Source organism: Enterobacter sp. SST3 (genome assembly GCF_000286655.1).
Taxonomy (GTDB): domain Bacteria; phylum Pseudomonadota; class Gammaproteobacteria; order Enterobacterales; family Enterobacteriaceae; genus Enterobacter; species Enterobacter roggenkampii.
In genome coordinates, this window is record NZ_ALNS01000032.1 from 48,256 (window position 1) to 74,151 (window position 25,896).

Sequence of the window (25,896 nt, forward strand, 5' to 3'; positions counted from 1 at the left end):
TCAAAGCTACAGGCGCGATATTCTACGTGAAAACAGCGTAAACGGCAGGTCAAACCGAGTATCTTTGCAAATATTTTTTCACATTGGTGTCAAGCGGCTGAGAGGCAGCAAAAAAATCCCCCTGACCACCCATTACACCGCGCTCTGTTAACATTTGCCATTCGCCTCTGGCGCGTACGCCCGCGGCAAACACCTGTGTTCGCGTTCCTTTGCACGCCTCAACCAGGCTCTGTACCAGCAGCTGGTTTTCCGTGCGCTTTTCAATATTCCTTACCAGCCCCGGATGTAGCTTTAATAGCTCCACATCCAGCTCCTTGATCCAGTTGGTGCTGACCAGCGTCAAACCTGCCTGCGTCACCGCGACGCGCGCGCCGAGCGCGTTGATCAAACGAACCACCGGACGTAACCGGCTGATGTGTTGACCTACATCCGCCTCAGCAAGTTCAAAAATAATGCGTTTGCGTTGCGATTTTTCGCATTGCATTAATGTATCACGCAGCCAGCGCTGAAAACGCGGGCGTATTAATGACTCCACGGTGACCTGTAACGCCAGGCTCTCTTCAGGCCAGAATGATAAAAACGGAATCAAGCGGCTAATTTGCTGACGGTCATACTCTTCGGACAGCCCAAATTGCAGCACCATTGGCAGATATTCCGCAGAAATAACCTCTTCCGTACCGTCAAAAATACGACACATCAGTTCACGGTGATGAACGTTGCCGTTTTTCATGACCGCGGGTTTTTGATAAATACGCGGTCCGCCGCGACTTAGCATTTGCTCAATCAACGTACGCCAGCGCACGTTACCGCGCCCTTTTTCCGGCAGCGAATCATCATAGACCGCCCATCCGTTCGCGCCCTGCAGCACGGCGTTGCGGGTGGCCGCTTCCGCATGCTCCATCACCTGTTCTGTCGATTGTCCGCCACGCCAGGCGCAGATCCCCATGTGGACCATATCGTCCCTGTCGAGCATTTTGCTCTGCGGCAGCGCATCAACCGCCTTCAGCAGCTGGCTGGCGATGCTTTCCGACTCCTTCAGCGTCCGATGCGGCAGCAACACGGCAAAGTCGCTGCGGTGGTAGCGGGCCAGCAGCGCGCCCGGGTAGCGCATAATAAAGGTGGAGAGCAGGTTGATCAGCGTAAAGAGATTTTCTTCCGCGGCCCGCTGTCCCCAGGTGTCGCGCAGGAGATCGAAATCAGGCAGGCGAACCATCATCACCACCCCGTGCGTCCCCACTTTTTCCGAATCGTCGAGCAGCGTGGCGAGCTGATTATCAAAGAAAAGGCGGTTGTTGAGGCCGGTTTTATTATCCTGCGCGGCATAGGAGCGGATCAGCGTATCCATACGGCTGCGCTGGTCGCTGGCAAACTGGATTTCCGAGAGCAGCGTATCCAGCGCGCTGCTGGCGCGTGACGGCCATTCGTGGACTGAACCACGGACCTGCGGGCCGCGTTCACCGTTAAGGATCCGCACGGAGCGCATCTCCAGCAGCTCCTGGCCGGAGAGCTGGCGGCGCAGCCAGCGGACCGCGAGAAAGATCAGCAGGACGATAAACGCCACCGCGACGGTGAGCGGCGCAGTGGTCATCATGGAACGGAAATAGCTGGCCATCGGATCGAGATAGACCATGTGTATGGTCATCCCCGGATTTTTAAGGGAATGTACGGTCACTTCCCGATACTGGCTCACCACGCCCGCAGGCCGATAGCTTCCCGGGCGTTCGTGGCTTAACACACGATGCTTTCCCTGCTGAATGTCGATCTGAACAATATCAACAGGTACCATCAACTCATCGAGCTCCCTGGAGAGTGCCGGCAGCGGCGTCGTCAGCAGACGCGTATCAATCACCGACGCAACAGACTGTACCCGGTTAACCAGTTTGTCCTGAATGGCGTTGTAAAAGCTCAGAGAGCAGCCCAGAAGGGTGACAAAAATGGTAAGCCCCGTCAGCAAGGTGATAAAAGCTGAGAACTTCGTCGTTAATCGCATCCTTGAGATTACTCCGTGGGTTGATGGGGTAGCGAGTAAGCGCTAACTTGCATGTCAAATGCGGCATACTACCAAATCGGGTGTATCTGGCAATTTATTGCGTTAAATCGGCACTGCGTTTCCCTGAGCGAGTATAGTCTTCAGAAATTATTTTCCAATCATATGAGTCGAGAGGACCCCGTATGCAGGCTTTGATCTTAGAACAGCAGGACGGCAAAACGCTTGCCTCAGTGCAGGCGGTAGAAGAGAGTCGTCTGCCGGAAGGCGAAGTAACCGTCGACATCGACTGGTCCAGTTTAAATTATAAAGATGCGCTGGCGATTACCGGTAAGGGTAAAATCATCCGAAATTTCCCTATGGTGCCGGGAATTGATTTCGCTGGCCGGGTTCATACCAGCGAGGATCCGCGCTTCCATCCGGGCCAGCAGGTCCTGCTCACCGGCTGGGGCGTAGGTGAAAATCACTGGGGCGGGCTGGCCACGCAGGCGCGCGTGAAGGGCGACTGGCTGGTGCCGATGCCGAAAGGTATGGATGGCCGCAAGGCGATGATCGTCGGCACGGCAGGCTTTACCGCGATGCTGTGCGTGATGGCGCTGGAAGACGCAGGCATCCGCCCTGAATCGGGGGAAGTTGTCGTCACCGGTGCCAGCGGGGGCGTGGGCAGCACGGCAGTGACGCTACTGCACAAGCTGGGCTATCAGGTTGCGGCGGTTTCCGGTCGGGAAAGTACCCACGATTACCTGCGCCAGCTCGGTGCAAACCGCATTCTCAGCCGTGACGAATTCGCCGAAACCCGTCCACTGGAAAAACAGGTCTGGGCGGGCGCGGTGGATACCGTCGGTGATAAAGTGCTGGCAAAAGTCCTGGCGCAGATGAACTACGGCGGCTGCGTGGCCGCCTGTGGGCTGGCGGGCGGATTTGCCCTGCCAACCACCGTGATGCCATTCATTCTGCGTAACGTCCGCCTGCAGGGCGTGGATTCCGTGATGACACCTGCGGCTCGTCGTACTGAGGCATGGGAACGTCTGGTGCGCGATTTGCCGGAATCTTTCTACACCGAGAGCGCCACGGAGATTACGCTCAGCCAGGCACCGGACTATGCCAGTAAGATCATGGATAACCAGTTCCACGGTCGCGCGCTGGTGAAAATCGCCTAATCTTCAAATTTTCGTGACATATTCGCGCGAATCACTCTCCTCCGTCATGCTTAGGAAAACGCATGACGGAGGATGCCATGAAAAACCGAAAACTGACGGAAGCCGACGTAACGTCTGAGTCTGTCTTTATGTTACAGCGCCGCCAGATCCTGAAAATGCTTGGCATCAGCGCCACCGCGCTCTCGCTCTCGCCTTCGGCTCACGCTGACCTGCTCGACTGGTTTAAAGGCAACGATCGGCCGAAGGCCCCTTCCGGCGCCCCGCTCACCTTTACGAAACCCGCCCAATGGCAGAACAAACTGACGCTTACGCCGGAAGATAAAGTGACGGGCTATAACAACTTCTACGAATTTGGCCTCGACAAGGCCGATCCTGCGGCCAACGCCGGTAGTCTCAAAACCGATCCGTGGACGCTGAAAATCGACGGCGAAGTGGCAAAACCCCTGACGCTGGACCACCACGATCTGACCACCCGTTTCCCGCTCGAAGAGCGTATCTACCGCATGCGCTGCGTGGAAGCCTGGTCGATGGTGGTGCCCTGGATCGGCTTCCCGCTGCATAAATTGCTGGCGATGGTGGAGCCCACCAGCAACGCAAAATATGTCGCTTTCCAGACGCGGTATGCGCCGGACGAGATGCCGGGCCAGAAAGACCGGTTCATTGGCGGCGGGCTGGAGTATCCCTACGTTGAAGGGTTACGCCTTGACGAAGCCATGCACCCTCTTACGCTGCTGACCGTCGGCGTTTACGGCAAGGCGCTTCCGCCGCAGAACGGCGCGCCCATCCGTTTGACCGTGCCGTGGAAATACGGTTTCAAAGGAATTAAGTCTATCGTCAGCATTAAGCTCACCCGCGAGCGTCCGCCAACCACCTGGAATCTGGCGGCTCCGGACGAATACGGTTTCTTCGCCAACGTGAATCCGCACGTGGATCATCCGCGCTGGTCGCAGGCGACCGAGCGTTTTATCGGTTCCGGCGGCGCGCTGGACGTGAAGCGCCAGCCAACGCTGCTGTTTAACGGTTATGCGGATGAAGTGGCCTCGCTGTACCGTGGCCTCAATTTACGGGAGAACTTCTGAGTGCGTTTAACGGCAAAACAGATTACCTGGCTGAAAGTGCTGCTGCATTTAGCCGGAATACTCCCCTTTCTCTGGCTGTTCTGGGCCGCCAGCCAGGGGCTTTTTAGCGCCGATCCGGCCAAGGATATCCAGCATTTTACCGGTCGGATGGCTCTGAAATTTTTACTGGCCACCTTGCTCGTCTCGCCGCTGGCGCGCTACGCTAAACAGCCACTATTGATACGCACCCGTCGGCTTTTGGGGCTATGGTGTTTTGCCTGGGCCACGCTGCATCTGACCAGCTATGCCCTGCTGGAACTGGGAATTAACAATCTGACACTGCTTGGCCGCGAACTGGTGACGCGCCCTTATCTGACGCTGGGTATTGTGAGCTGGGTGATTTTACTGGCGTTAGCGCTGACATCCACGCAATATGCGCAGCGAAAGTTGGGCCGTCGCTGGCAGTTGCTGCATAACTTCGTCTATCTTGTCGCGATCCTCGCACCCATTCATTATCTGTGGTCGGTGAAGATCCTCTCTCCGCAGCCGGTCCTTTACGCGCTGGCGGCCGTGGCGCTTTTAGCATGGCGTTACAAGAAGTTCCGCCAGTGGTTGCGATAGTTCGCGAAACTGTGCGTTTTCCCGCAGATTGCCTCTCAACCGCAAATCTTTTTTGGATTGCGGTTGATAATCTTCCCTGATAAGACCAGTATTTAGCTGCCAAATGCTACGAAATCGTTATAATGTGCGACCTTGGTTCGCCTGACAGTGGTTTTTGGCCTCTGAAAAGGTGACATTTGCGCTTCGACGGTATATTTTGTTTTTTACCCGAAAATCGCAGGAGATAGCGGCATAATGACTGATAAGTTCCAGATCTTAGTTTTGAACGGACCGAACCTGAACATGCTCGGCACCCGTGAGCCGGAGAAGTACGGCACGCTGACATTAAGCGAAATTGTTAACCGTTTGAGCACGGAAGCAGCGTCGCTGAATGTGGATTTGGATCATTTTCAGTCAAACGCGGAGTACGCAATCATCGACCGTATTCATCAGGCTAAAGACAATGTGGACTATATCCTGATCAATCCGGCCGCGTTTACGCACACCAGTGTTGCTATCCGCGACGCACTGCTTGCGGTGAGTATCCCGTTTATCGAGATCCACCTGAGTAACGTGCACGCCCGAGAGCCGTTCCGTCACCACTCGTATCTGTCGGATATCGCTGCTGGCGTTATCTGTGGACTGGGCGCAGACGGCTATTCATACGCTTTACAGACAGCGGTAAAACGCTTGTCACAATCACACTAAACAAGAGTACGGAACCCACTCATGGATATTCGTAAGATTAAAAAACTGATCGAGCTGGTTGAAGAATCAGGCATCTCCGAACTGGAAATTTCTGAAGGCGAAGAGTCTGTACGCATCAGCCGTGCAGCCCCAGCCGCTAGCTTCCCGGTAATGCAGCAAGCTTACGCTGCGCCAGTGCAGCAGCCTGCGCTCTCCGCAGCCGTTGCACCAGCAGCAGCTGAAGCCGCACCTGCCGCTGCAGCAGAAATCAGTGGTCACATCGTACGTTCCCCAATGGTTGGTACTTTCTACCGCACCCCGAGCCCGGACGCGAAGGCGTTCATCGAAGTGGGTCAGAAAGTCAACGTAGGCGATACCCTGTGCATCGTTGAAGCGATGAAAATGATGAACCAGATCGAAGCAGACAAATCAGGTACTGTGAAAGCGATTCTGGTCGAAAGTGGTCAGCCGGTTGAATTTGACGAGCCGCTGGTCGTCATCGAGTAACGAGGCGTACATGCTGGATAAAATTGTTATCGCCAACCGCGGCGAGATCGCACTGCGTATTCTTCGTGCCTGTAAAGAACTGGGCATCAAGACTGTCGCTGTGCACTCAAGCGCGGATCGCGATTTAAAACACGTATTGCTGGCGGATGAGACGGTCTGTATTGGCCCGGCTCCGTCCGTAAAAAGCTATCTGAACATCCCGGCTATCATCAGCGCCGCTGAAATCACCGGCGCGGTGGCAATTCATCCGGGTTACGGCTTCCTCTCTGAGAACGCCAACTTTGCTGAGCAGGTTGAACGCTCTGGCTTTATCTTCATCGGCCCGAAAGCCGACACCATCCGCCTGATGGGCGACAAAGTGTCTGCGATCACCGCGATGAAAAAAGCCGGTGTACCAACCGTACCAGGCTCTGACGGCCCTCTGACCGACGACATGGATGCTAACCGTGCTCATGCTAAACGCATTGGCTACCCGGTTATCATCAAGGCGTCCGGCGGCGGCGGCGGTCGCGGTATGCGCGTTGTGCGCAGCGATGCTGAACTGGCACAGTCCATCTCCATGACCAAAGCAGAAGCGAAAGCCGCTTTCAGCAATGACATGGTGTACATGGAAAAATACCTGGAAAACCCACGCCACATCGAAATTCAGGTGCTGGCTGACGGTCAGGGTAACGCAATCTATCTGGCAGAACGTGACTGCTCCATGCAGCGTCGTCACCAGAAAGTGGTCGAAGAAGCACCAGCGCCGGGCATTACTCCGGAACTGCGTCGCTACATCGGCGAGCGTTGCGCTAAAGCGTGTGTCGATATCGGCTATCGTGGAGCGGGTACCTTTGAGTTCCTGTTCGAAAACGGCGAGTTCTACTTCATTGAGATGAACACCCGTATTCAGGTTGAACATCCGGTTACCGAAATGATCACCGGGGTTGACCTGATTAAAGAGCAGCTGCGTATCGCAGCCGGTCAGCCGCTGTCCATCAAGCAGGAAGAAGTGGTGGTGAAAGGCCATGCGGTAGAATGCCGTATCAACGCCGAAGACCCGAACACCTTCCTGCCAAGCCCGGGTAAAATCACGCGTTTCCACGCGCCGGGTGGCTTTGGCGTGCGCTGGGAGTCTCATATCTACGCCGGTTACACCGTACCGCCGTACTATGACTCAATGATCGGCAAGCTCATCTGCTACGGCGAAAACCGTGACGTGGCGATTGCCCGCATGAAGAACGCCCTGCAGGAACTGATCATCGACGGAATCAAAACCAACGTTGATCTGCAGATGCGCATCATGAGCGACGAGCACTTCCAGAATGGTGGAACCAACATCCACTATCTGGAGAAAAAACTCGGTCTGAACGAGAAGTAAGAGACCTGTGTTGTGAAAAGGCCGGATTATCCGGCCTTTTTTATTTCTGGGGCCTGGAAAGCCTCATCATGTACAATCCCCGCTTTCTTCATCCACAAGGGACAAAAAATGGACAAACGTTTTGTTCAGGCCCATAAAGAAGCGCGCTGGGCGCTGTGGCTGACCCTTCTCTATCTTGCTGCATGGTTAGTAACCGCTTACTTACCAGACTCTGCTATTGGCATCGCCGGCCTGCCGCACTGGTTCGAATTGGCCTGCCTGCTGGTTCCGCTGGTGTTTATCCTGCTGTGCTGGGCAATGGTGAAATTTATCTACCGGGATATTCCGCTGGAGGACGATGATGCAGCTTGAAGTCATTCTGCCGCTTGTCGCTTACCTGCTGGTCGTATTTGGATTGTCCATTTACGCCATGCGCAAAAGAACGACCGGTGCCTTTCTGAACGAGTATTTCCTCGGCAGCCGTTCGATGGGCGGCGTTGTGCTGGCAATGACGCTGACCGCGACCTATATCAGCGCCAGCTCGTTTATTGGCGGCCCCGGTGCGGCCTACAAATACGGGTTAGGCTGGGTTTTGCTGGCGATGATCCAACTGCCTGCCGTCTGGCTCTCGCTGGGCATACTGGGTAAAAAATTTGCCATTCTGGCGCGCCGTTACAATGCCGTGACGCTCAACGATATGCTCTTTGCCCGTTACCAGAGCCGCTTGCTGGTGTGGCTGGCGAGCTTGAGCCTGCTGGTGGCGTTTATCGGTGCGATGACCGTACAGTTTATCGGCGGTGCGCGTCTGCTGGAAACGGCGGCCGGCATCCCTTACGAGACAGGCCTCATCATCTTCGGGGTAAGCATCGCGCTCTATACTGCGTTTGGCGGATTCCGCGCCAGCGTGCTGAACGATACGCTGCAGGGAATGGTGATGCTCATCGGTACGATCGTTCTGCTGGTGGGGATTGTTCATGCGGCGGGTGGACTCACTCACGCGGTGGAAACCCTGGAAGCGATTGACCCGAAACTGGTCTCGCCGCAGGGCGCAGATGATATCCTCTCTCCGACCTTTATGACCTCATTCTGGGTGTTAGTCTGCTTCGGAGTAATTGGTCTGCCGCATACCGCCGTGCGCTGTATCTCCTATAAAGACAGCAAAGCCGTTCACAAGGGCATCATCATCGGGACGATTGTGGTCGCTGTCCTGATGTTTGGTATGCATCTGGCGGGGGCATTAGGGCGCGCGGTAATCCCCGATCTTACCGTGCCGGATCTGGTGATCCCGACGCTGATGGTCAAAGTGCTGCCCCCCTTTGCCGCCGGGATTTTCCTCGCCGCGCCAATGGCCGCCATTATGTCGACCATCAACGCTCAGTTACTGCAAAGTTCCGCTACGATCATTAAAGATCTCTATCTGAACCTGCGCCCTGAACAGGTTGAAAATGAACGTCGCCTGAAGCATATGTCAGCGGTGATTACGCTGGTGCTAGGCGCGTTGCTGCTGTTAGCCGCATGGCGCCCGCCGGAGATGATCATCTGGCTGAACCTGCTGGCATTTGGTGGGCTTGAGGCGGTATTCCTGTGGCCGCTGGTGTTAGGGCTCTACTGGGAACGCGCAAATGCTGCCGGTGCGCTGAGCGCGATGATTGTTGGCGGCGTGCTGTACGCCGTCCTCGCAACGTTTAAGATTCAGTACCTGGGCTTCCATCCGATTGTGCCTTCGTTACTGCTAAGTTTACTGGCGTTTGTGGTGGGGAACCGTTTCGGTCAGCCCGTCCCACAGCCCGCTATGATTTCTACTGATAAATAAAGAGTTTTGCCATGCCGTGGATCCAACTAAAACTGAATACAACCGGCGCGAACGCCGAAGAGCTGAGCGATGCGCTGATGGAGGCCGGCTCGGTCTCTATCACCTTCCAGGACACGCATGACACGCCGGTCTTTGAACCGCTGCCGGGCGAAACCCGCCTGTGGGGCGATACCGACGTGATTGGCCTGTTCGATGCTGAAACCGACATGAAAGAGGTCGTCGCGATTCTGGAAAACCACCCTCTGCTGGGCGCGGGCTTTGCGCACAAAATCGAACAGCTGGAAGACAAAGACTGGGAACGCGAATGGATGGATAACTTCCATCCGATGCAGTTCGGCAAGCGTCTGTGGATCTGCCCAAGCTGGCGCGAGGTTCCTGATGAAAACGCGGTTAACGTCATGCTCGATCCGGGTCTGGCGTTTGGTACCGGCACCCATCCAACGACCTCCCTGTGCCTGCAGTGGCTGGATGGTCTCGATCTGGATGGTAAGACGGTGATCGACTTCGGCTGTGGATCCGGGATCCTTGCGATTGCCGCCCTGAAACTGGGCGCGGCAAAAGCTATCGGGATCGATATCGATCCGCAGGCGATTCAGGCCAGTCGCGACAACGCCGAGCGCAACGGCGTTTCCGATCGACTGGAGCTGTATCTGCCGGATGCACAGCCAGAAGCCATGAAAGCCGATGTGGTGGTTGCAAACATTCTGGCGGGCCCACTGCGCGAGCTGGCTCCGTTAATCAGCGTGCTGCCCGTTGAGGGCGGTCTGCTGGGACTTTCGGGTATCCTGGCAAGCCAGGCAGACAGCGTGTGTGAAGCCTACGCCGATCTTTTCGCTCTCGACCCGGTGGTGGAGAAAGAAGAGTGGTGCCGTATTACCGGTCGTAAAAAATAAGCATTTGGCGTGGTCCTCTGACCACGCCTCTCTCCCACTGATAATCCTCTCTCCCTCTCCCATTCTTCGGTAAAATAACCACACAAATCATGTTGATTTGTATTAAAAAATTCACCGGAAGAATATGATGAAACACATTACAGGCAAGGCAGCGCTGTTTGCGCTGAGCATGGTTTCGGCTTCAGCATTCGCATCACACTGGGGCTATGAAGGGGAAGGTTCACCGGAACACTGGGGTGAACTGGACGAGGCCTACAAGACCTGCCAGAGCGGGATGAACCAGTCTCCGATAAATATTGATTCGACCGCTAACGCCCATCTCTCCCCGCTGCAAACACACTACATTGATGGTCCTGTAACGCTGACCAATAATGGCCATACCATTCAGGCTAGCGAACAGGCTGACACCCGTGACACCATCACTCTGGACAAGCAAACCTGGACGCTCCAGCAGTTCCACTTCCATGCACCAAGCGAAAACACCGTGCACGGCAAGAAGTACGCGATGGAGATGCATCTGGTACATAAAAACAGCGCGGGTGAGCTGACCGTGGTAGCCGTCATGTTTGATAAAGGGGCTGCGAATCCGGAGCTGGATAAGCTGTGGAGCGTGATGCCGCAGCAGGCTGAACAGAACGTCTCCATTGAGAAGGATCTCAACCTGAACAAGCTGCTGCCGAAGGTGAAAACCTACTGGCGCTTTAGCGGATCTCTGACCACGCCACCGTGTTCTGAAGGGGTCACCTGGATCGTGCTCAAACAGCCGTTAACCGTCTCAGCAGAACAGCTTGAGAAATTTACCCATACCATGCATCACGATAATAACCGCCCGGTACAGTCTCTGCATGGGCGCGTTGTGGTCGAATAACGCCCATTCTGAGGCTTAAGATCATGTTCTAAAATGCGACGTAGATCGCAAAGAAGAGGGAAAATCTGCTGCTAAAAACAGCAGATTATCCCGCTCAGGTAAGCCATTTATTCAGAAATGATGAGAAGTTACGGGAAATTGTAAGCGCTCATAAAATAGCCATTCCTGCCTAACACAATGATTTAAATAGTGAATAATTCTTAACGGAAAGATTGCGCGGCGATTCCTTGATCTACAACAGTGGATTGTTCAAAGTTTGGCCTTTCATCTCGTGCAAAAAATGCGTAATATACGCCGCCTTGCAGTCACAGTATGGTCATTTCTTAACTCATGCGCATCGGACACCACCAGCTTAGAAATCGCCTGATCGCAGCCCCTATGGCAGGTATTACCGACCGGCCGTTCAGGACGCTGTGCTATGAGATGGGAGCCGGTTTAACCGTATCCGAGATGATGTCGTCTAACCCGCAGGTTTGGGAAAGCGATAAATCCCGCCTTCGGATGGTGCACATTGATGAACCCGGTATTCGCACCGTGCAAATTGCCGGAAGCGTGCCTGAAGAGATGGCAGATGCCGCGCGTATCAACGTGGAAAGTGGTGCCCAGATTATTGATATCAATATGGGGTGCCCGGCCAAAAAAGTGAATCGCAAGCTTGCAGGTTCAGCCCTTCTGCAATACCCCGACCAGGTGAAAGCTATCCTGACGGCGGTTGTCAGCGCAGTGGACGTTCCTGTTACGTTAAAGATTCGCACGGGTTGGTCGCCGGAACACCGTAACTGTGTAGAGATTGCCCAACTGGCCGAAGACTGTGGCATTCAGGCCCTGACCATTCATGGACGCACGCGCGCCTGTTTGTTCAACGGTGAAGCTGAATACGACAGCATTCGGGCAGTTAAGCAGAAAGTTTCCATTCCGATTATCGCGAATGGCGACATAACTGACCCGCTTAAAGCCAGAGCGGTGCTCGACTATACGGGAGCTGATGCTCTGATGATAGGACGTGCCGCTCAGGGAAGACCCTGGATCTTTCGGGAAATCCAGCATTATCTGGACACTGGAGAGCTGCTTGCTCCCCTGCCTCTGGCAGAGGTTAAGCGCTTGCTTTGTTCGCATGTTCGGGAACTGCATGACCACTACGGTCAGGCGAAAGGGTACCGAATTGCGCGTAAACACGTTTCCTGGTATCTCCAGGAGCACGCTCCAGATGACCAGTTTCGGCGCACATTCAACGCCATTGAGGATGCCAGCGAACAGCTGGAGGCGTTGGAGGCATACTTCGAAAATCTTGCGTAATGAAATAAAGAGCTGACAGAACTATGTTCGAACAACGCGTAAATTCTGACGTACTGACCGTTTCTACCGTTAACTCTCAGGATCAGGTAACTCAAAAGCCCCTGCGTGACTCGGTTAAACAGGCACTGAAGAACTATTTTGCTCAACTGAACGGTCAGGATGTTAATGACCTGTATGAGCTGGTACTGGCTGAAGTTGAACAGCCACTGTTGGACATGGTGATGCAATACACCCGCGGTAACCAAACCCGCGCTGCGCTGATGATGGGTATCAACCGTGGTACTCTGCGTAAGAAACTGAAAAAATACGGCATGAACTGATACTAGTCAGTTAAATGCTTGTTTAAAAAGGCGCTCTTCGGCATGGGGAAGCGCCTTTTTTATTCCCTGCTTCACTCCGTCAACGCTTTGTAAACCTTCGCTTATCCCGCTTTAAAACCGCCGCTTTTGGTGTATATTTCCCCCACTTTACTGGCGCTCTTCTCGCGGAATGAAACAATGATTCGTAAATACTGGTGGCTGGTTGTCTTTGCAATCTCCGTTTTGATTTTCGATGCACTTCTGATGCAGTGGATTGAACTGATGAGCACCGAAACCGATAAGTGTCGCAATATGAACTCCGTGAATCCCCTGAAACTCGTAAACTGTTCAGAGCTCGACTAGCCGCCTGATTGCGCAAACTCCCCGTGATTACCCACTAAAAACGGGGATTTAAATCCCTTTGAGCCATTACCCGACGGTGATAATGTCTCGCCCTTCTCAACCGCTCTAGCGTAACCCCACACTCGAGTAGAACCGTCCATGCTGGTCAGCCAATACAACCATATCCTTGTTGTCCTCTCCTTTGTTGTTGCCATCCTTGCCGCGTATACCGCACTGAATATGGCGGCACGTGTCGCCGGGAGTGAGGGTGTCGCTGCCCGCGTCTGGCTGGCTGGCGGCGGTATTGCAATGGGCATCGGCGTGTGGGCCATGCATTTTATCGGCATGCTGGCGATGGATCTCTCCATGAGCATGAGCTACAACGCCAGCCTGACGGCGTTATCCATGGTCGTCGCCGTCGGGTCGTCACTGTTCGCGCTCTGGCTCGTGAGCTGCGATCAATTACGCTTGCGCCGTCTGCTGCCCGGTGCGCTGGTGATGGGAAGCGGTATTGTTGCCATGCATTACACCGGCATGGCCGCGCTGGAAGTGATGCCCGGGATAATCTGGGACAAGGTCTGGGTGGCCATTTCGGTCGCCATTGCGCTTGCCGCTTCACTCACGGCATTATGGCTGACCTTCCGCCTGCGTCACGACGTCGCGCAGGTCGTGCTGATGCGCACGGGTGCCGCCATCACCATGGGCATAGCCATTGCCGGGATGCACTACGCCGGGATGAAAGCCGCACAGTTTCCGATGTCCACAATGGTTCACCATGAGGGTATTAACGGGAGCTGGCTGGCGGTGCTGGTGAGCGTTGTCGCGCTCTCTATTCTTGGGATTACCCTGTTGGTATCAATGCTGGACGCCCGCCTTCAGGCGCGTACCGCCCTTCTGGCCTCGTCCCTTGCAGAAGCTAACCGGGAACTCGCACAGCTGGCCCTGCACGATACCCTGACGCGGCTGCCCAACCGTATCCTGCTGGAAGACCGACTCGATCAGGCCATCAGCAAAGCCGATCGCGAGGGGACCCATTTTGCCCTGATGTTCATGGATCTCGACGGCTTTAAAGCCATCAATGACGCTTACGGCCATGATGTCGGTGACAAGCTGCTGATTGCCGTAACGGAGCGCCTGCTGCATCTCCTGAAGGGCCAGTTCACCCTGGCACGTATCGGCGGTGATGAGTTTGTTCTGCTGGCTGAGGGGGAAGGCCCGGACGATGCGGCATCGCTGGCGAATTCGCTGGTGCGCGCGATCGATAGCCCGTTCAACCTCGAGCACTATGAACTGATGGTCACCCTCAGCATTGGGATCGCGCTGTATCCTCACGACGGCAAAACCGAACGTGAGCTCATGTTTAACGCCGATGCGGCGATGTACCATACCAAGCATATGGGCCGGAACGGTTACCACTTTTTCCAGCCCTCGATGAATACGCTGGCGCAGACCCACCTTCAGTTAATGAACGATCTGTGGATGGCGATCGATCGCAATGAGCTCCGCCTGCTGTATCAGCCAAAATTTCACGCCCCCGCCGGCCCTCTCCTTGGATTTGAGGCGTTATTGCGCTGGCAGCATCCTAAGCAGGGGTTACTGACCCCGGACCTTTTCCTGCCGCTGGCGGAAAAAACGGGGCTGATTATCCCTATCGGCAACTGGGTAATTAATGAAGCCTGTCGCCAGCTGCGTGAATGGCATCTTCAGGGACATCAAAGCTGGTCAATGGCGGTAAACCTGTCGACGCTGCAGTTTGAACAGCCTTCGCTGGTCAACACGGTTCTCAACTGCCTGGCACTTCATCATGTGCCACCAGAAATGTTGATCCTGGAGGTGACGGAAACCACGGCAATGAGCAACCCGGATGAAAGTGTACGGGTGCTGACAGAGCTGACGGAAGCGGGCGTAAAGGCCTCCATTGATGATTTTGGCACCGGCTATTCAAGCCTGCTGTACCTCAAGCGCTTACCCGCCTGTGAATTGAAAATCGACAGGGCGTTCGTGAAAGAGCTCAGCGGAGAAAGCGAGGATGCCACCATTGTCTCCGCGATTGTAGCCCTCGCCAAAACACTCAATCTGAAAGTCGTGGCTGAAGGCGTAGAAACCGAAGCACAGCAGGCCTTTTTGACCGAGTTGGGCTGCAACACCCTTCAGGGTTATCTGTTAGGTAAACCCGTCAGCGCGCAAACCATAGAGGCGCTTTGTGCACGAGGGGAGATGCTACCTGGCGCAGGGCTGTAAGCATCATCATGAGGCGATACGCGAATGACAGGGAGTGTCGCCAGAATGCTATCGACCAGGGCGGGTGCCTGCTGATAAAGATTGAAACTTTCGTTATTCATTAACCAGTTTTTAATTATTCCGCTAAAAAAGCCGTGGAATACAATCAAGGTCAGATCAACATTTACCTTTGGCGAAATGATGTTCCGTGAAATACAGGCCTCCAGCGAGGCACGCAGCGTGTCATAATTGAATCCAATCCGTTTTCTGATGTCTCTCTCTGAAATCATGTCACTGCTAAATTCACATTTATGATACAGAATTTGTAAAAGTGCACATTGTCGAGGCTCACGCGCAATATACTGCAACGCAGTAATAAATTGCTCACGAAGTATTAACAATGGATCATCACCTTCGGAAAGGGAAAGCCTGTCGCGAATAATGTCGCGAAGCGGTAATTGCTGCTCCCAGATGGCATTAAATATTTCAGCTTTACTGGTGAAGTGCCAATAGATTGCACCGCGCGTCACATTTGCAGCATCCGCGATGTCCGTCAGCGTGGTGTTGGCTACGCCACGCGTCGCAAACTGCCCGATAGCCGCCTCAATCAACTGCTGCCGGGTTTGTTGAGCTTCTTCTTTCTTTTTCCGCGCCATAGACAACGACTCGCTACTCACAAAGTTTATACGTAACACAGGTCAGGAGAACGAAAGTATTCACCAATTCCCGTTTTAGTTTTGCACAAAAAAAGTCAATCTTCTTAATTTATAGCTTAGCTAAATACATATTTAAGTTTAAATTCACGCCATGAATAAATGAGGCACATTAAGCGCTATTTAACTGATTAGCTTGCCGGAAGAAGACAAAGAAATAAACCGAGTCTGATTCTGATTTTTCTGCTCAGACCTTGCCATTCGCACTTATAAATTAAAAAACATTAAATACCCTCATTATTATACGCAGCTACATTTTATTTTTTTATCCCGCTGCCCCTGCTACCGATTCACGCTAAATATCGGTTACCGGGTATTTAAAGGAACAGTAATGACGAATCATTTCAGACGCTTACCCTTAGCCGGTTTCATTGTCTGCGCTGTGCTGCTCTCAGGATGCGATGGCCAGGAAAACCAACAACAACATCCGCAGGCTCCCCAGGTCAGTGTGCATATTGTGAAAAGCGCACCGCTGGCTGTCACCACTGAACTCCCGGGCAGAACAGATGCGTTCCGCGTTGCAGAGGTTCGTCCGCAGGTTAGCGGTATTATCCTGCGTCGCAACTTCACGGAGGGCAGCGATGTAAAAGCTGGAGATTCGCTTTACCAGATTGATCCTGCAACCTATCAGGCGGCTTACGACAACGCCAAAGGCGAGCTGGCGAAGGCCCAGGCGGCGGCCAATATTGCTCACCTGACGGTGAAACGTTATCTCCCGCTGGTCGGTACACAGTATGTCAGCAAGCAGGAGTATGACCAGGCCGTGGCCACGGCCCAGCAGGCAGACGCCAGCGTCGTCGCCGCCAAAGCGGGCGTTGAAAGCGCGCGCATCAACCTTGCCTATACCAAAGTGACATCGCCCGTTGATGGTCGCATCGGCAAATCCAGCGTAACGGAAGGGGCGCTGGTCACCAACGGGCAGGCAGCGGCGCTGGCAACGGTTCAGCAGCTTGATCCGATGTATGTCGATGTCACCCAGTCCAGTAATGATTTTTTGCGCCTGAAGCAGACGAGCCTGCAAAAAGGCGATACCGCCAGCAGCGTTGAGCTACTGATGGAGAACGGGCAGCCCTATCCGCTGAAAGGCACATTGCAGTTCTCAGACGTCACGGTGGATCAAAGTACCGGCTCGATTACCCTGCGCGCCATTTTCCCGAATCCTCAACATCTGCTGTTACCGGGTATGTTCGTTCGCGCCCGGATTGATGAAGGTACGCAGCCGAATGCGATTCTGGTTCCCCAGCAAGGCGTGACTCGTACGCCGCGAGGCGATGCCACCGTGATGGTGGTGAACGATAAAAATCAGGTTGAGTCTCGCACCGTCGTTGCGCCTCAGGCGATTGGCGACCGCTGGCTGGTGACGGAAGGGCTGAAAAACGGTGACCGCGTGATTGTTAGCGGGCTACAAAAGGTCAGACCGGGCGTAACCGTCGTCGCCACGCCTGATACCACCACCGCTCCAGCCAGTTAAGGGACGACGACATGGCTAATTTCTTTATTCAGAGACCGGTTTTCGCCTGGGTACTTGCCATCATTTTGATGATTGCTGGTGGGCTGGCCATTCTCAAACTTCCCGTCGCACAGTATCCGACCATTGCGCCTCCCGCCGTGGCGATATCCGCGACCTACCCGGGAGCAGATGCTCAAACAGTGCAGGATACCGTGACCCAGGTTATCGAGCAGAACATGAACGGTATCGATAACCTGATGTATATGTCCTCCACCAGCGATTCAGCGGGTAACGTCACCATCACCCTGACCTTCGAGTCCGGAACCGATCCGGACATCGCCCAGGTGCAGGTGCAGAACAAGCTGCAGCTCGCCATGCCGCTGCTGCCGCAAGAGGTGCAGCAGCAAGGGATTGGCGTTGAGAAGTCCAGCAGTAGCTTCCTGCTGGTCGCCGGTTTTGTTTCAGACAACAAAAACCTCACGCAGAATGACATCTCCGACTATGTTGCCTCGAACGTCAAAGATGCCATCAGCCGAACGTCTGGGGTCGGAGACGTGCAGCTGTTCGGTGCCCAGTATGCGATGCGTATCTGGCTCGACAGCAATGCGATGAACAAATACCAGCTGACGCCGCTGGATATTATCAACCAGCTGAAAACGCAGAACGACCAGATAGCGGCAGGCCAGTTGGGCGGGACGCCATCCATCCCAGGACAGCAGCTGAATGCCTCGATCATCGCGCAAACCCGCCTGAAATCACCGGAAGAGTTTGGCCGCGTGACGCTCAAGGTGAACCAGGACGGCTCGATGGTGCATCTGAAGGATGTGGCTCGCATTGAACTGGGTGGCGAAAACTACAACATGGTGACAAAAATCAACGGGCAGGCGGCAACCGGCCTGGGGATTAAGCTGGCAACAGGGGCAAATGCGCTGGATACAGCGGCAGCCATCAAGAGCAAGCTGGCACAACTGCAGCCGTTCTTCCCGCAGGGGCTAAAAGCCGTCTACCCCTATGACACCACACCGTTTGTGAAAATCTCCATCCACGAAGTGGTGAAGACCCTGTTTGAAGCGATTATTCTCGTCTTCCTGGTTATGTACTTGTTCCTGCAAAACCTGCGGGCAACGCTCATCCCGACTATCGCGGTTCCGGTCGTTCTGCTGGGTACCTTCGCGGTTCTGGCGGCGTTCGGTTTCTCCATCAATACCCTGACAATGTTCGGCATGGTGCTGGCGATAGGTCTGCTGGTTGATGACGCTATCGTGGTCGTTGAGAACGTTGAACGCGTCATGGTCGAGGACAAGCTGCCGCCGAAAGAGGCTACGCAGAAATCGATGGGACAGATCCAGGGGGCACTGGTGGGGATCGCCATGGTGCTCTCGGCGGTCTTTATCCCGATGGCCTTTTTTGGCGGCTCGACGGGGGCGATCTATCGCCAGTTCTCGCTGACCATCGTTTCCGCTATGGCATTGTCAGTACTGGTTGCGCTAATCCTGACGCCAGCGCTCTGTGCAACGTTGCTTAAGCCTGTATCAGCGGATCATCATGACAAAAAAGGGGGTTTCTTCGGCTGGTTTAATGCGCTCTTTGATAAGAGCGTTGAGCACTACAGTAACAGCGTGAGCGGTATCTTGCGCAAGACCGGACGCTATCTGTTGGTGTACGTCATTATTGTCGGTGGAATGGCGGTGCTCTTCCTGCGCTTACCGACCTCCTTCCTCCCCGAAGAGGATCAGGGGGTGTTTATGACAATGGTTCAGCTCCCGGCGGGGGCAACCCAGACGCGTACTCAGCAGGTTCTCGACCAGGTTCAGGACTACTACCTGAACAAAGAGAAAGCAAATGTTGAATCCGTCTTTACTGTAAACGGCTTTAGCTTTAGCGGCCAGGGTCAGAACTCCGGTATTGCCTTCATCAGCCTGAAGCCCTGGGAAGAGCGTCCTGGGGCGGAAAATGGCGTTGAAGCCATTGTGGGTCGCGCGACAAAAGCTTTCAGTCAGATTAAAGACGGCCTTGTATTCCCGTTTAACCTGCCCGCTATTATTGAGTTAGGTACCGCAACGGGCTTCGACTTTGAACTTATCGATCAGGCAAACCTGGGGCATACCCAGCTGACGCAGGCGCGTAACCAGCTGCTCGGCATGGTGAAAGAGCACCCTGATCTGCTGGTGCGCGTGCGTCCTAACGGTCTTGAAGATACGCCTCAGTTCAAACTGGATGTCGATCAGGAGAAAGCACAGGCGCTGGGCGTCAGTCTTTCTGACGTCAACCAGACGATTTCGACGGCCTTAGGGGGCACCTATGTGAATGACTTTATCGATCATGGCCGCGTGAAAAAAGTCTATGTACAGGCCGACGCGAAATTCCGTATGTTGCCAGGGGATATTAACAACCTTTATGTGCGCAGCGCGAACGGGGAAATGGTGCCGTTCTCAGCCTTTAGCAACGCTCACTGGGTTTATGGTTCACCTCGTCTGGAGCGCTACAACGGAATGCCTTCGATGGAGATCCTCGGCGAATCAGCCCCGGGTAAAAGTACCGGTGAGGCCATGGCTATGATGGAAAGCCTCGCGGCAAAATTGCCTTCCGGCATCGGTTATGACTGGACGGGAATGTCTTACCAGGAGCGACTTTCAGGTAATCAGGCGCCTGCACTGTACGCCATTTCACTGATCGTGGTGTTCCTGTGTCTGGCAGCGCTGTATGAAAGCTGGTCCATTCCGTTCTCCGTTATGCTGGTTGTGCCGTTGGGGGTCATCGGGGCCCTTCTCGCAGCCTCGCTGCGCGGGTTAAACAATGACGTCTATTTCCAGGTCGGCCTGCTGACCACAATTGGTCTGTCGGCGAAAAACGCCATCCTGATCGTCGAATTTGCTAAAGACCTGATGGAGAAAGAAGGTAAAGGCATCATTGAAGCTACGCTTGAAGCGTCAAGGATGCGCCTTCGACCGATCCTGATGACCTCCCTGGCCTTTATCCTTGGCGTCATGCCGCTGGTGATCAGTACCGGAGCCGGGAGCGGTGCGCAAAACGCCGTCGGTACGGGTGTGATGGGGGGAATGCTTTCCGCAACGCTTCTGGCGATTTTCTTCGTGCCCGTCTTCTTTGTGGTTGTTCGTCGACGCTTTACCCGCCATAAAGATTAACATTTCCCTAAAAAGGCACCTCTGGTGCCTTTTTTATTTTTAACATAAACAATGAATTAGGCATTAAGCAAAAGCCATGTTAAAAATACAGTGATTTGCATTAAGTAAAAACACTCTCTTACCCCTTCATAATGTCTCCATTAATTCGTCCGGAAATCGATTTTTCTCCACGATTTTTACAAACTACATAATTTGAGATTATTCCTCGTGTAACGCGGACTTACCCCGGTGGTAAAATAACCTCCAGTTCGTTAATTGCCCTCCTGGCTTTATAGCGGACGAGAAATAATACTGAGGTAACATCATGAAAAGATTCATTTCCGTTGCACTACTCGCTGCGCTGCTTGCTGGTTGCGCGCACGACTCTCCATGTGTACCGGTTTACGACGACCAGGGCCGACTGGTTCATACCAATACCTGTATGAAAGGCACCACCCAGGACAACTGGGAAACAGCAGGTGCTATCGCCGGCGGCGCTGCCGCAGTGGCGGGCTTGACGCTGGGTATTGTTGCCCTGACGAAGTAACATCAGTTAAGAAAGCGCGGCTCTGGCCGCGCTTTTGCTTTTAATCAGTGCACTATTTTCAAAGAAGTAAAAAAATAGCCCCGTATTTATTCGTGCCTTTCATTTCAGCCTGAAGCCAGTCACATCTTTTTCGTACACTTTTTTAAATTACCTGTTCTATTGTGATGATTTTCACACATTAATATTATTGAATATCCTGCCAATATTCACTCTGGAAACTATCTCTTCTTTTTTCTGGCGCGCCTCAAAACTTTTGCTCCAATTTGTGGCACAGGTTGTAATTTCGCACCGTTTCAGGGCGCTCGTTTTATTTAAGCCTGTCTACACTCAGCATTAAGCGTTCACTCATCTCTTATTTTGCCGAACGCAAAACTGGCATTACGTTTGCTTTATAAACGTTGGCCAAAGCCACAGACAGGTAAAGCGTTTAAAAAACGCCTCTATAACGATAAATTTCGCCACACAGGAAGCATTATGAAAAAGACGATGATAGCCAGCCTGGCCGCTGCAGGCTTGATGTTTGCCGTAGCCGGTCAAGCCCATGCGGGAACGACACTGGATGCCGTTAAAAAGAAAGGTTTTGTTCAATGTGGTATCAGTGACGGTTTGCCTGGCTTCTCTTATGCCGATGCGAACGGCAAATTTACCGGTATTGATGTAGATGTCTGCCGTGGTGTTGCCGCCGCCGTTTTTGGCGATGACAGCAAGGTAAAATATACCCCGCTGACGGCAAAAGAACGCTTTACGGCACTGCAGTCCGGCGAGGTTGACATGCTCTCCCGTAATACCACCTGGACCTCCTCCCGCGACGCGGGTATGGGGATGTCATTTACGGGCGTGACCTATTATGACGGGATCGGCTTCCTGACCCACAATAAAGCAGGCCTGAAAAGCGCCAAAGAGCTGGATGGTGCGACCGTTTGTATTCAGGCGGGTACCGATACCGAGCTGAACGTCGCCGATTATTTCAAAGCAAATAACATGAAATACACGCCAGTGACATTCGACCGCTCGGATGAGTCGGCTAAAGCGCTGGAATCGGGCCGTTGCGACACGCTGGCCTCTGACCAGTCACAGCTGTACGCCTTACGCATTAAGCTGAGCAATCCGGCAGAGTGGATTGTCCTGCCTGAAGTGATCTCCAAAGAACCTCTCGGACCCGTCGTTCGTCGTGGCGATGAAGACTGGTTCTCCATTGTTCGCTGGACGCTGTTTGCCATGCTGAACGCAGAAGAGATGGGCATCAACTCGAAAAACGTGGATGAGAAAGCGGCTAATCCATCTAACCCGGATATGGCGCACCTGCTCGGTAAAGAAGGTGATTTCGGCAAAGATCTGAAGCTGGATAATAAATGGGCTTACAACATCATCAAACAGGTGGGCAACTACTCGGAGATCTTTGAACGCAACGTGGGATCGGAAAGCCCGCTGAAGATCAAACGCGGTCAGAACAATCTCTGGAACAACGGCGGTATTCAGTACGCGCCACCAGTACGTTAAGTCATAGCTGTAACGGGCACTGCTCATGCAGTGCCCACTCCAGAGTCATGGTTACTGAGGTTTCTTTATGTCCCATCGCCGCTCAGCCGTAAAAGGATCGCTATCCTTTTCTCATCCCGCGGTCCGCGCCTGGCTATTCCAGATTATTGCTATTGTTGCGGTTGTTCTCATCGCCGTGTATCTCATCCATAACACCATCACGAACCTGAACAATCGCGGCATTACCTCCGGTTTTGCGTTTTTGGATCGCAGCGCGGGCTTTGGCATTGTTCAGCATCTTATTGATTACCAGGAAGGTGACACGTACGGACGCGTATTCGTGGTCGGTTTACTGAATACGCTGTTGGTATCGGCGCTTTGTATCGTCTTCGCGTCGATACTGGGCTTCTTTATTGGCCTGGCGCGTCTTTCTGAAAACTGGCTCCTGCGGAAGCTGTCGACGGTTTATATCGAGACGTTCCGCAATATCCCCCCGCTGCTGCAGATCTTCTTCTGGTATTTCGCCGTACTGCGTAACCTTCCTGGTCCCCGTCAGGCCGTCGACGCGTTTGAGCTGTTTTTCCTGAGTAACCGTGGGTTGTCCATTCCTTCTCCTCAGCCGGGCGAAGGACTGTATGCTTTCATCGGCGCAATTGTGATAGCGCTTGCCCTCTCCGCTGGGGTATTCCGTTTTAACCGCAAGCATCAGATCAAAACCGGTCAGCTTCGTAGAACCTGGCCCACCGCAGTCATCCTGATCGTTAGCCTGCCACTAGTGGCACACTGGCTGTTTGGCGCCGCGTTGCACTGGGATGTTCCCCATCTGCGAGGCTTTAACTTCCAGGGGGGAATGGTGTTAATTCCTGAGCTGGCGGCCCTGACATTGGCGCTATCGATTTATACCTCAGCCTTTATCGCTGAGATTATTCGTGCCGGGATCCAGGCCGTCCCGCACGGGCAACACGAAGCGGCACGCTCATTAGGATTACCGCATACGGTGACGCTTCGCCAGGTCATTATTCCGCAGGCGTTGCGGGTCATCATTCCGCCTCTGACCAGCCAGTATCTTAACATCGTCAAAAACTCGTCGCTGGCCGCCGCTATTGGTTACCCGGATATGGTTTCACTCTTCGCCGGAACCGTGCTTAACCAGACCGGACAAGCCATTGAAACCATAGCCATCACCATGTCTGTCTATCTCATCATCAGCCTGGTAATTTCACTGCTGATGAACCTCTATAACCGTCGTATAGCACTGGTCGAGCGCTAAGGATCTATGATGACAAAAGCGATACTGTCGCACGCCTCGCGCCCTGCCAACTCGACAGGTGGACGTTTCATTCTCTGGGCGCGAAAGAATCTGTTCTCCAGCTGGAGTAACAGCCTGCTGACGATTGTCTGCCTGTGGCTCATGTGGGAATTGATTCCTCCCCTGCTGAACTGGGCGTTTTTACAGGCCAACTGGGTCGGTTCAACCCGAGCTGACTGTACAAAAGCCGGTGCCTGCTGGGTGTTTATTCATGAACGTTTCGGTCAGTTCATGTATGGATTGTATCCGCATGAACAGCGCTGGCGGATTAATCTCGCGCTGGTTATCGGCCTGCTCTCTGTTGCGGTCATGTTCTGGAAAAAGCTGCCTCATCGTGGACGCTATATTGCCGTCTGGGCAGTGGTTTATCCAATTATTGTCTGGGTGCTCTTGTATGGCGGTTTTCTGGGGCTGGAACGCGTTGAAACACGCCAGTGGGGCGGACTGACGCTGACGTTGATTATCGCGTCAGTGGGGATAGCCGGTGCTCTGCCGTGGGGGATTTTACTTGCCCTCGGACGGCGTTCAAAAATGCCGATCGTTCGCGTGCTCTCCGTTATCTTCATTGAGTTCTGGCGCGGCGTACCGCTTATCACCGTTCTGTTTATGTCATCGGTCATGCTGCCGCTATTTATGGCAGAAGGAACAACGATCGACAAACTGATCCGTGCCCTGGTCGGGGTGATTCTCTTCCAGTCCGCCTATGTCGCTGAAGTTGTGCGCGGTGGTCTGCAGGCGTTGCCTAAAGGCCAGTACGAAGCGGCGGAATCACTGGCTCTCGGCTACTGGAAAACGCAGGGACTGGTCATTCTTCCCCAGGCACTCAAGCTGGTCATCCCGGGCCTGGTCAACACGATCATTGCCCTCTTCAAGGATACCAGCCTGGTGATCATCATCGGGTTGTTCGATCTCTTTAGCAGCGTACAACAGGCAACCGTTGACCCTGTCTGGCTGGGTATGTCCACCGAAGGATATGTCTTTGCTGCCCTGATCTACTGGATCTTTTGTTTTAGCATGTCGCGCTACAGCCAGCATCTGGAACAGCGCTTTAACACCGGGCGTACACCGCACTGAGGAAAATATGAGCCAAATAACTATGACACCCGCCGACGCGATGATTACGCTGGAAGACGTGAACAAATGGTACGGACAGTTTCATGTCCTGAAGGATATTAATCTTAAGGTCAAGCAGGGAGAGCGCATCGTCCTGTGCGGCCCGTCCGGCTCCGGGAAATCCACAACCATTCGCTGTATTAACCACCTTGAAGAGCATCAGCAAGGACGCATCGTGGTTGATGGTATCGAGCTGAATGAAGATATCCGCAATATCGAACGCGTGCGTCAGGAAGTGGGAATGGTATTTCAGCACTTTAATCTTTTTCCGCACCTGACCGTTCTGCAGAACTGTACGCTCGCACCGATTTGGGTACGAAAGATGCCGAAAAAGGAAGCCGAGGCGTTGGCAATGCACTATCTGGAGCGTGTACGTATCGCAGAGCATGCCAATAAGTTTCCTGGTCAGATATCGGGTGGACAGCAGCAGCGTGTGGCTATCGCCCGTTCACTGTGTATGAAACCGAAAATTATGCTGTTTGATGAACCGACATCAGCCCTCGATCCGGAAATGGTGAAGGAGGTTCTGGATACCATGATTGGACTGGCACAATCCGGCATGACCATGCTGTGTGTCACGCATGAGATGGGGTTCGCGCGAACCGTGGCTGACCGGGTGATCTTTATGGATCGTGGGGAGATTGTTGAGCAGGCGCCGCCAGATGAGTTCTTTGCGCATCCGAAGTCAGAACGTACGCGAGCATTCCTGTCGCAGGTGATTCATTAATCAGATCTTTTTGCCCGGTGGCGCTGCGCTTACCGGGCCTACCGTTTTCACGAGAATCATAACGCAAAAAGGCCATCCTTTCGGATGGCCTTCTCACTTGTTTGATGCCTGGCAGTTCCCTACTCTCACATGGGGAGACCCCACACTACCATCGGCGCTACGGCGTTTCACTTCTGAGTTCGGCATGGGGTCAGGTGGGACCACCGCGCTAAAGCCGCCAGACAAATTCTTTTACTTCTTGCCGAACTTTAACCTAAGTATAAAGTGGTGCTGATACCCAGAGTCGAACTGGGGACCTCACCCTTACCAAGGGTGCGCTCTACCAACTGAGCCATATCAGCACGCTAAATTTGATGCCTGGCAG

Annotated in this window: 23 protein-coding genes, 1 tRNA gene and 1 rRNA gene; 21 read left to right on the forward strand and 4 right to left on the reverse strand. The window is 53.7% G+C overall.

The annotated features are described in order from the left end of the window. Positions 1-49: 49 nt before the first annotated feature. On the reverse strand, positions 50-1,990 hold the full coding sequence (csrD, locus tag B498_RS03640) for an RNase E specificity factor CsrD (RefSeq protein WP_008502851.1): 1,941 nt from the start codon (positions 1,988-1,990) through the stop codon (positions 50-52). A 182-nt stretch (positions 1,991-2,172) separates the two neighbouring features. On the opposite strand from csrD, the gene B498_RS03635 reads away from it, so the two are divergent. The 14 genes from B498_RS03635 (at position 2,173) to B498_RS03570 (ending at position 15,090) form a co-directional block, all read left to right on the forward strand. Next, the gene (locus B498_RS03635) at positions 2,173-3,147 is read left to right on the forward strand and encodes an MDR family oxidoreductase (RefSeq protein WP_008502852.1); all 975 of its coding nucleotides are present in this window, start codon (positions 2,173-2,175) and stop codon (positions 3,145-3,147) included. A gap of 77 nt (positions 3,148-3,224) precedes the next feature. Further along, positions 3,225-4,226 (forward strand): protein-methionine-sulfoxide reductase catalytic subunit MsrP, encoded by a 1,002-nt coding sequence (msrP, locus tag B498_RS03630; RefSeq protein ID WP_008502853.1) that lies wholly within the window; start codon positions 3,225-3,227, stop codon positions 4,224-4,226. Continuing rightward, positions 4,227-4,826 (forward strand): protein-methionine-sulfoxide reductase heme-binding subunit MsrQ, encoded by a 600-nt coding sequence (gene msrQ / locus B498_RS03625; protein WP_008502854.1) that lies wholly within the window; start codon positions 4,227-4,229, stop codon positions 4,824-4,826. Positions 4,827-5,060: 234 nt separating this feature from the next. Continuing rightward, positions 5,061-5,513, forward strand: a complete 453-nt coding sequence (gene aroQ / locus B498_RS03620; protein ID WP_008502855.1) for a type II 3-dehydroquinate dehydratase — start codon at positions 5,061-5,063, stop codon at positions 5,511-5,513. A gap of 21 nt (positions 5,514-5,534) precedes the next feature. Continuing rightward, positions 5,535-5,999: an acetyl-CoA carboxylase biotin carboxyl carrier protein gene (gene accB, locus B498_RS03615; RefSeq protein ID WP_008502856.1), complete on the forward strand. Its 465-nt coding sequence runs from the start codon at positions 5,535-5,537 to the stop codon at positions 5,997-5,999. A gap of 10 nt (positions 6,000-6,009) precedes the next feature. Then, a complete protein-coding gene (gene accC, locus B498_RS03610; RefSeq protein ID WP_003860388.1) occupies positions 6,010-7,359 on the forward strand; it encodes an acetyl-CoA carboxylase biotin carboxylase subunit in 1,350 nt (449 codons plus the stop codon). Between the two features lie 108 nt (positions 7,360-7,467). Further along, positions 7,468-7,710: a YhdT family protein gene (locus B498_RS03605; protein WP_008502857.1), complete on the forward strand. Its 243-nt coding sequence runs from the start codon at positions 7,468-7,470 to the stop codon at positions 7,708-7,710. Next, a complete protein-coding gene (gene panF / locus B498_RS03600) occupies positions 7,700-9,151 on the forward strand; it encodes a sodium/pantothenate symporter (RefSeq protein ID WP_008502858.1) in 1,452 nt (483 codons plus the stop codon). Before B498_RS03605 ends, panF begins: the two co-directional genes overlap by 11 nt. 11 nt (positions 9,152-9,162) lie before the next feature. Further along, the gene (gene prmA / locus B498_RS03595) at positions 9,163-10,044 is read left to right on the forward strand and encodes a 50S ribosomal protein L11 methyltransferase (protein WP_008502859.1); all 882 of its coding nucleotides are present in this window, start codon (positions 9,163-9,165) and stop codon (positions 10,042-10,044) included. 127 nt (positions 10,045-10,171) lie between these two features. Continuing rightward, positions 10,172-10,912, forward strand: coding sequence for a carbonic anhydrase (locus B498_RS03590; protein ID WP_021242291.1), 741 nt, complete (start codon positions 10,172-10,174; stop codon positions 10,910-10,912). A gap of 330 nt (positions 10,913-11,242) precedes the next feature. Then, on the forward strand, positions 11,243-12,208 hold the full coding sequence (gene dusB / locus B498_RS03585; protein WP_008502861.1) for a tRNA dihydrouridine synthase DusB: 966 nt from the start codon (positions 11,243-11,245) through the stop codon (positions 12,206-12,208). A gap of 23 nt (positions 12,209-12,231) precedes the next feature. Beyond that, entirely contained in the window at positions 12,232-12,528 is a 297-nt protein-coding gene (gene fis, locus B498_RS03580) for a DNA-binding transcriptional regulator Fis (protein WP_000462905.1), read from the forward strand. Positions 12,529-12,705: 177 nt separating this feature from the next. Beyond that, positions 12,706-12,870, forward strand: coding sequence for a DUF2556 family protein (locus B498_RS03575; RefSeq protein ID WP_008502862.1), 165 nt, complete (start codon positions 12,706-12,708; stop codon positions 12,868-12,870). A 138-nt stretch (positions 12,871-13,008) separates the two neighbouring features. Continuing rightward, positions 13,009-15,090, forward strand: coding sequence for a putative bifunctional diguanylate cyclase/phosphodiesterase (locus tag B498_RS03570; protein ID WP_008502863.1), 2,082 nt, complete (start codon positions 13,009-13,011; stop codon positions 15,088-15,090). On the opposite strand, the gene envR is transcribed toward B498_RS03570, so the two are convergent. Beyond that, positions 15,006-15,725, reverse strand: coding sequence for an acrEF/envCD operon transcriptional regulator (gene envR / locus B498_RS22575; RefSeq protein ID WP_008502864.1), 720 nt, complete (start codon positions 15,723-15,725; stop codon positions 15,006-15,008). The genes B498_RS03570 and envR overlap by 85 nt on opposite strands. Positions 15,726-16,113: 388 nt before the next feature. Between envR and B498_RS03565 the strand changes: the two genes are divergently transcribed. The 7 genes from B498_RS03565 to B498_RS03535 all read left to right on the forward strand — a co-directional run bounded on the left by B498_RS03565 (position 16,114) and on the right by B498_RS03535 (position 25,532). Continuing rightward, on the forward strand, positions 16,114-17,253 hold the full coding sequence (locus B498_RS03565; protein ID WP_008502865.1) for an efflux RND transporter periplasmic adaptor subunit: 1,140 nt from the start codon (positions 16,114-16,116) through the stop codon (positions 17,251-17,253). Between the two features lie 11 nt (positions 17,254-17,264). Continuing rightward, the gene (locus B498_RS03560) at positions 17,265-20,378 is read left to right on the forward strand and encodes an efflux RND transporter permease subunit (protein WP_008502866.1); all 3,114 of its coding nucleotides are present in this window, start codon (positions 17,265-17,267) and stop codon (positions 20,376-20,378) included. Positions 20,379-20,682: 304 nt separating this feature from the next. Continuing rightward, positions 20,683-20,904 carry a lipoprotein gene (locus tag B498_RS03555; RefSeq protein ID WP_008502867.1) on the forward strand — a complete coding sequence of 74 codons (222 nt, stop codon included), beginning with the start codon at positions 20,683-20,685 and terminating at the stop codon, positions 20,902-20,904. Between the two features lie 474 nt (positions 20,905-21,378). Then, complete coding sequence (locus B498_RS03550; protein ID WP_008502868.1) at positions 21,379-22,404, forward strand: amino acid ABC transporter substrate-binding protein; 1,026 nt, start codon at positions 21,379-21,381, stop codon at positions 22,402-22,404. 67 nt (positions 22,405-22,471) lie between these two features. Beyond that, positions 22,472-23,653, forward strand: coding sequence for an amino acid ABC transporter permease (locus tag B498_RS03545; RefSeq protein WP_008502869.1), 1,182 nt, complete (start codon positions 22,472-22,474; stop codon positions 23,651-23,653). A gap of 9 nt (positions 23,654-23,662) precedes the next feature. After that, positions 23,663-24,766 carry an amino acid ABC transporter permease gene (locus B498_RS03540; protein ID WP_008502870.1) on the forward strand — a complete coding sequence of 368 codons (1,104 nt, stop codon included), beginning with the start codon at positions 23,663-23,665 and terminating at the stop codon, positions 24,764-24,766. A 7-nt stretch (positions 24,767-24,773) separates the two neighbouring features. After that, complete coding sequence (locus tag B498_RS03535) at positions 24,774-25,532, forward strand: amino acid ABC transporter ATP-binding protein (protein WP_008502871.1); 759 nt, start codon at positions 24,774-24,776, stop codon at positions 25,530-25,532. A gap of 106 nt (positions 25,533-25,638) precedes the next feature. Here the strand turns inward: B498_RS03535 and rrf are convergent. Together rrf and B498_RS03525 are read right to left on the reverse strand one after the other, a co-directional pair. Beyond that, positions 25,639-25,754, reverse strand: a 5S ribosomal RNA gene (gene rrf / locus B498_RS03530). Positions 25,755-25,797: 43 nt separating this feature from the next. Beyond that, positions 25,798-25,873, reverse strand: a tRNA-Thr gene (locus B498_RS03525). Positions 25,874-25,896: the final 23 nt, after the last annotated feature.

What these genes read in the sequence shown, in the direction of transcription:
- csrD (WP_008502851.1), bottom strand. Translation starts at nt 1,990, where the DNA reads ATGCGATTAACGACGAAGTTCTCAGCTTTTATCACCTTGCTGACGGGG.
- B498_RS03635 (WP_008502852.1), top strand. Translation starts at nt 2,173, where the DNA reads ATGCAGGCTTTGATCTTAGAACAGCAGGACGGCAAAACGCTTGCCTCA.
- msrP (WP_008502853.1), top strand. Translation starts at nt 3,225, where the DNA reads ATGAAAAACCGAAAACTGACGGAAGCCGACGTAACGTCTGAGTCTGTC.
- aroQ (WP_008502855.1), top strand. Translation starts at nt 5,061, where the DNA reads ATGACTGATAAGTTCCAGATCTTAGTTTTGAACGGACCGAACCTGAAC.
- accB (WP_008502856.1), top strand. Translation starts at nt 5,535, where the DNA reads ATGGATATTCGTAAGATTAAAAAACTGATCGAGCTGGTTGAAGAATCA.
- accC (WP_003860388.1), top strand. Translation starts at nt 6,010, where the DNA reads ATGCTGGATAAAATTGTTATCGCCAACCGCGGCGAGATCGCACTGCGT.
- B498_RS03605 (WP_008502857.1), top strand. Translation starts at nt 7,468, where the DNA reads ATGGACAAACGTTTTGTTCAGGCCCATAAAGAAGCGCGCTGGGCGCTG.
- panF (WP_008502858.1), top strand. Translation starts at nt 7,700, where the DNA reads ATGCAGCTTGAAGTCATTCTGCCGCTTGTCGCTTACCTGCTGGTCGTA.
- prmA (WP_008502859.1), top strand. Translation starts at nt 9,163, where the DNA reads ATGCCGTGGATCCAACTAAAACTGAATACAACCGGCGCGAACGCCGAA.
- B498_RS03590 (WP_021242291.1), top strand. Translation starts at nt 10,172, where the DNA reads ATGAAACACATTACAGGCAAGGCAGCGCTGTTTGCGCTGAGCATGGTT.
- dusB (WP_008502861.1), top strand. Translation starts at nt 11,243, where the DNA reads ATGCGCATCGGACACCACCAGCTTAGAAATCGCCTGATCGCAGCCCCT.
- fis (WP_000462905.1), top strand. Translation starts at nt 12,232, where the DNA reads ATGTTCGAACAACGCGTAAATTCTGACGTACTGACCGTTTCTACCGTT.
- B498_RS03575 (WP_008502862.1), top strand. Translation starts at nt 12,706, where the DNA reads ATGATTCGTAAATACTGGTGGCTGGTTGTCTTTGCAATCTCCGTTTTG.
- B498_RS03570 (WP_008502863.1), top strand. Translation starts at nt 13,009, where the DNA reads ATGCTGGTCAGCCAATACAACCATATCCTTGTTGTCCTCTCCTTTGTT.
- envR (WP_008502864.1), bottom strand. Translation starts at nt 15,725, where the DNA reads ATGGCGCGGAAAAAGAAAGAAGAAGCTCAACAAACCCGGCAGCAGTTG.
- B498_RS03565 (WP_008502865.1), top strand. Translation starts at nt 16,114, where the DNA reads ATGACGAATCATTTCAGACGCTTACCCTTAGCCGGTTTCATTGTCTGC.
- B498_RS03560 (WP_008502866.1), top strand. Translation starts at nt 17,265, where the DNA reads ATGGCTAATTTCTTTATTCAGAGACCGGTTTTCGCCTGGGTACTTGCC.
- B498_RS03555 (WP_008502867.1), top strand. Translation starts at nt 20,683, where the DNA reads ATGAAAAGATTCATTTCCGTTGCACTACTCGCTGCGCTGCTTGCTGGT.
- B498_RS03550 (WP_008502868.1), top strand. Translation starts at nt 21,379, where the DNA reads ATGAAAAAGACGATGATAGCCAGCCTGGCCGCTGCAGGCTTGATGTTT.
- B498_RS03545 (WP_008502869.1), top strand. Translation starts at nt 22,472, where the DNA reads ATGTCCCATCGCCGCTCAGCCGTAAAAGGATCGCTATCCTTTTCTCAT.
- B498_RS03540 (WP_008502870.1), top strand. Translation starts at nt 23,663, where the DNA reads ATGACAAAAGCGATACTGTCGCACGCCTCGCGCCCTGCCAACTCGACA.
- B498_RS03535 (WP_008502871.1), top strand. Translation starts at nt 24,774, where the DNA reads ATGAGCCAAATAACTATGACACCCGCCGACGCGATGATTACGCTGGAA.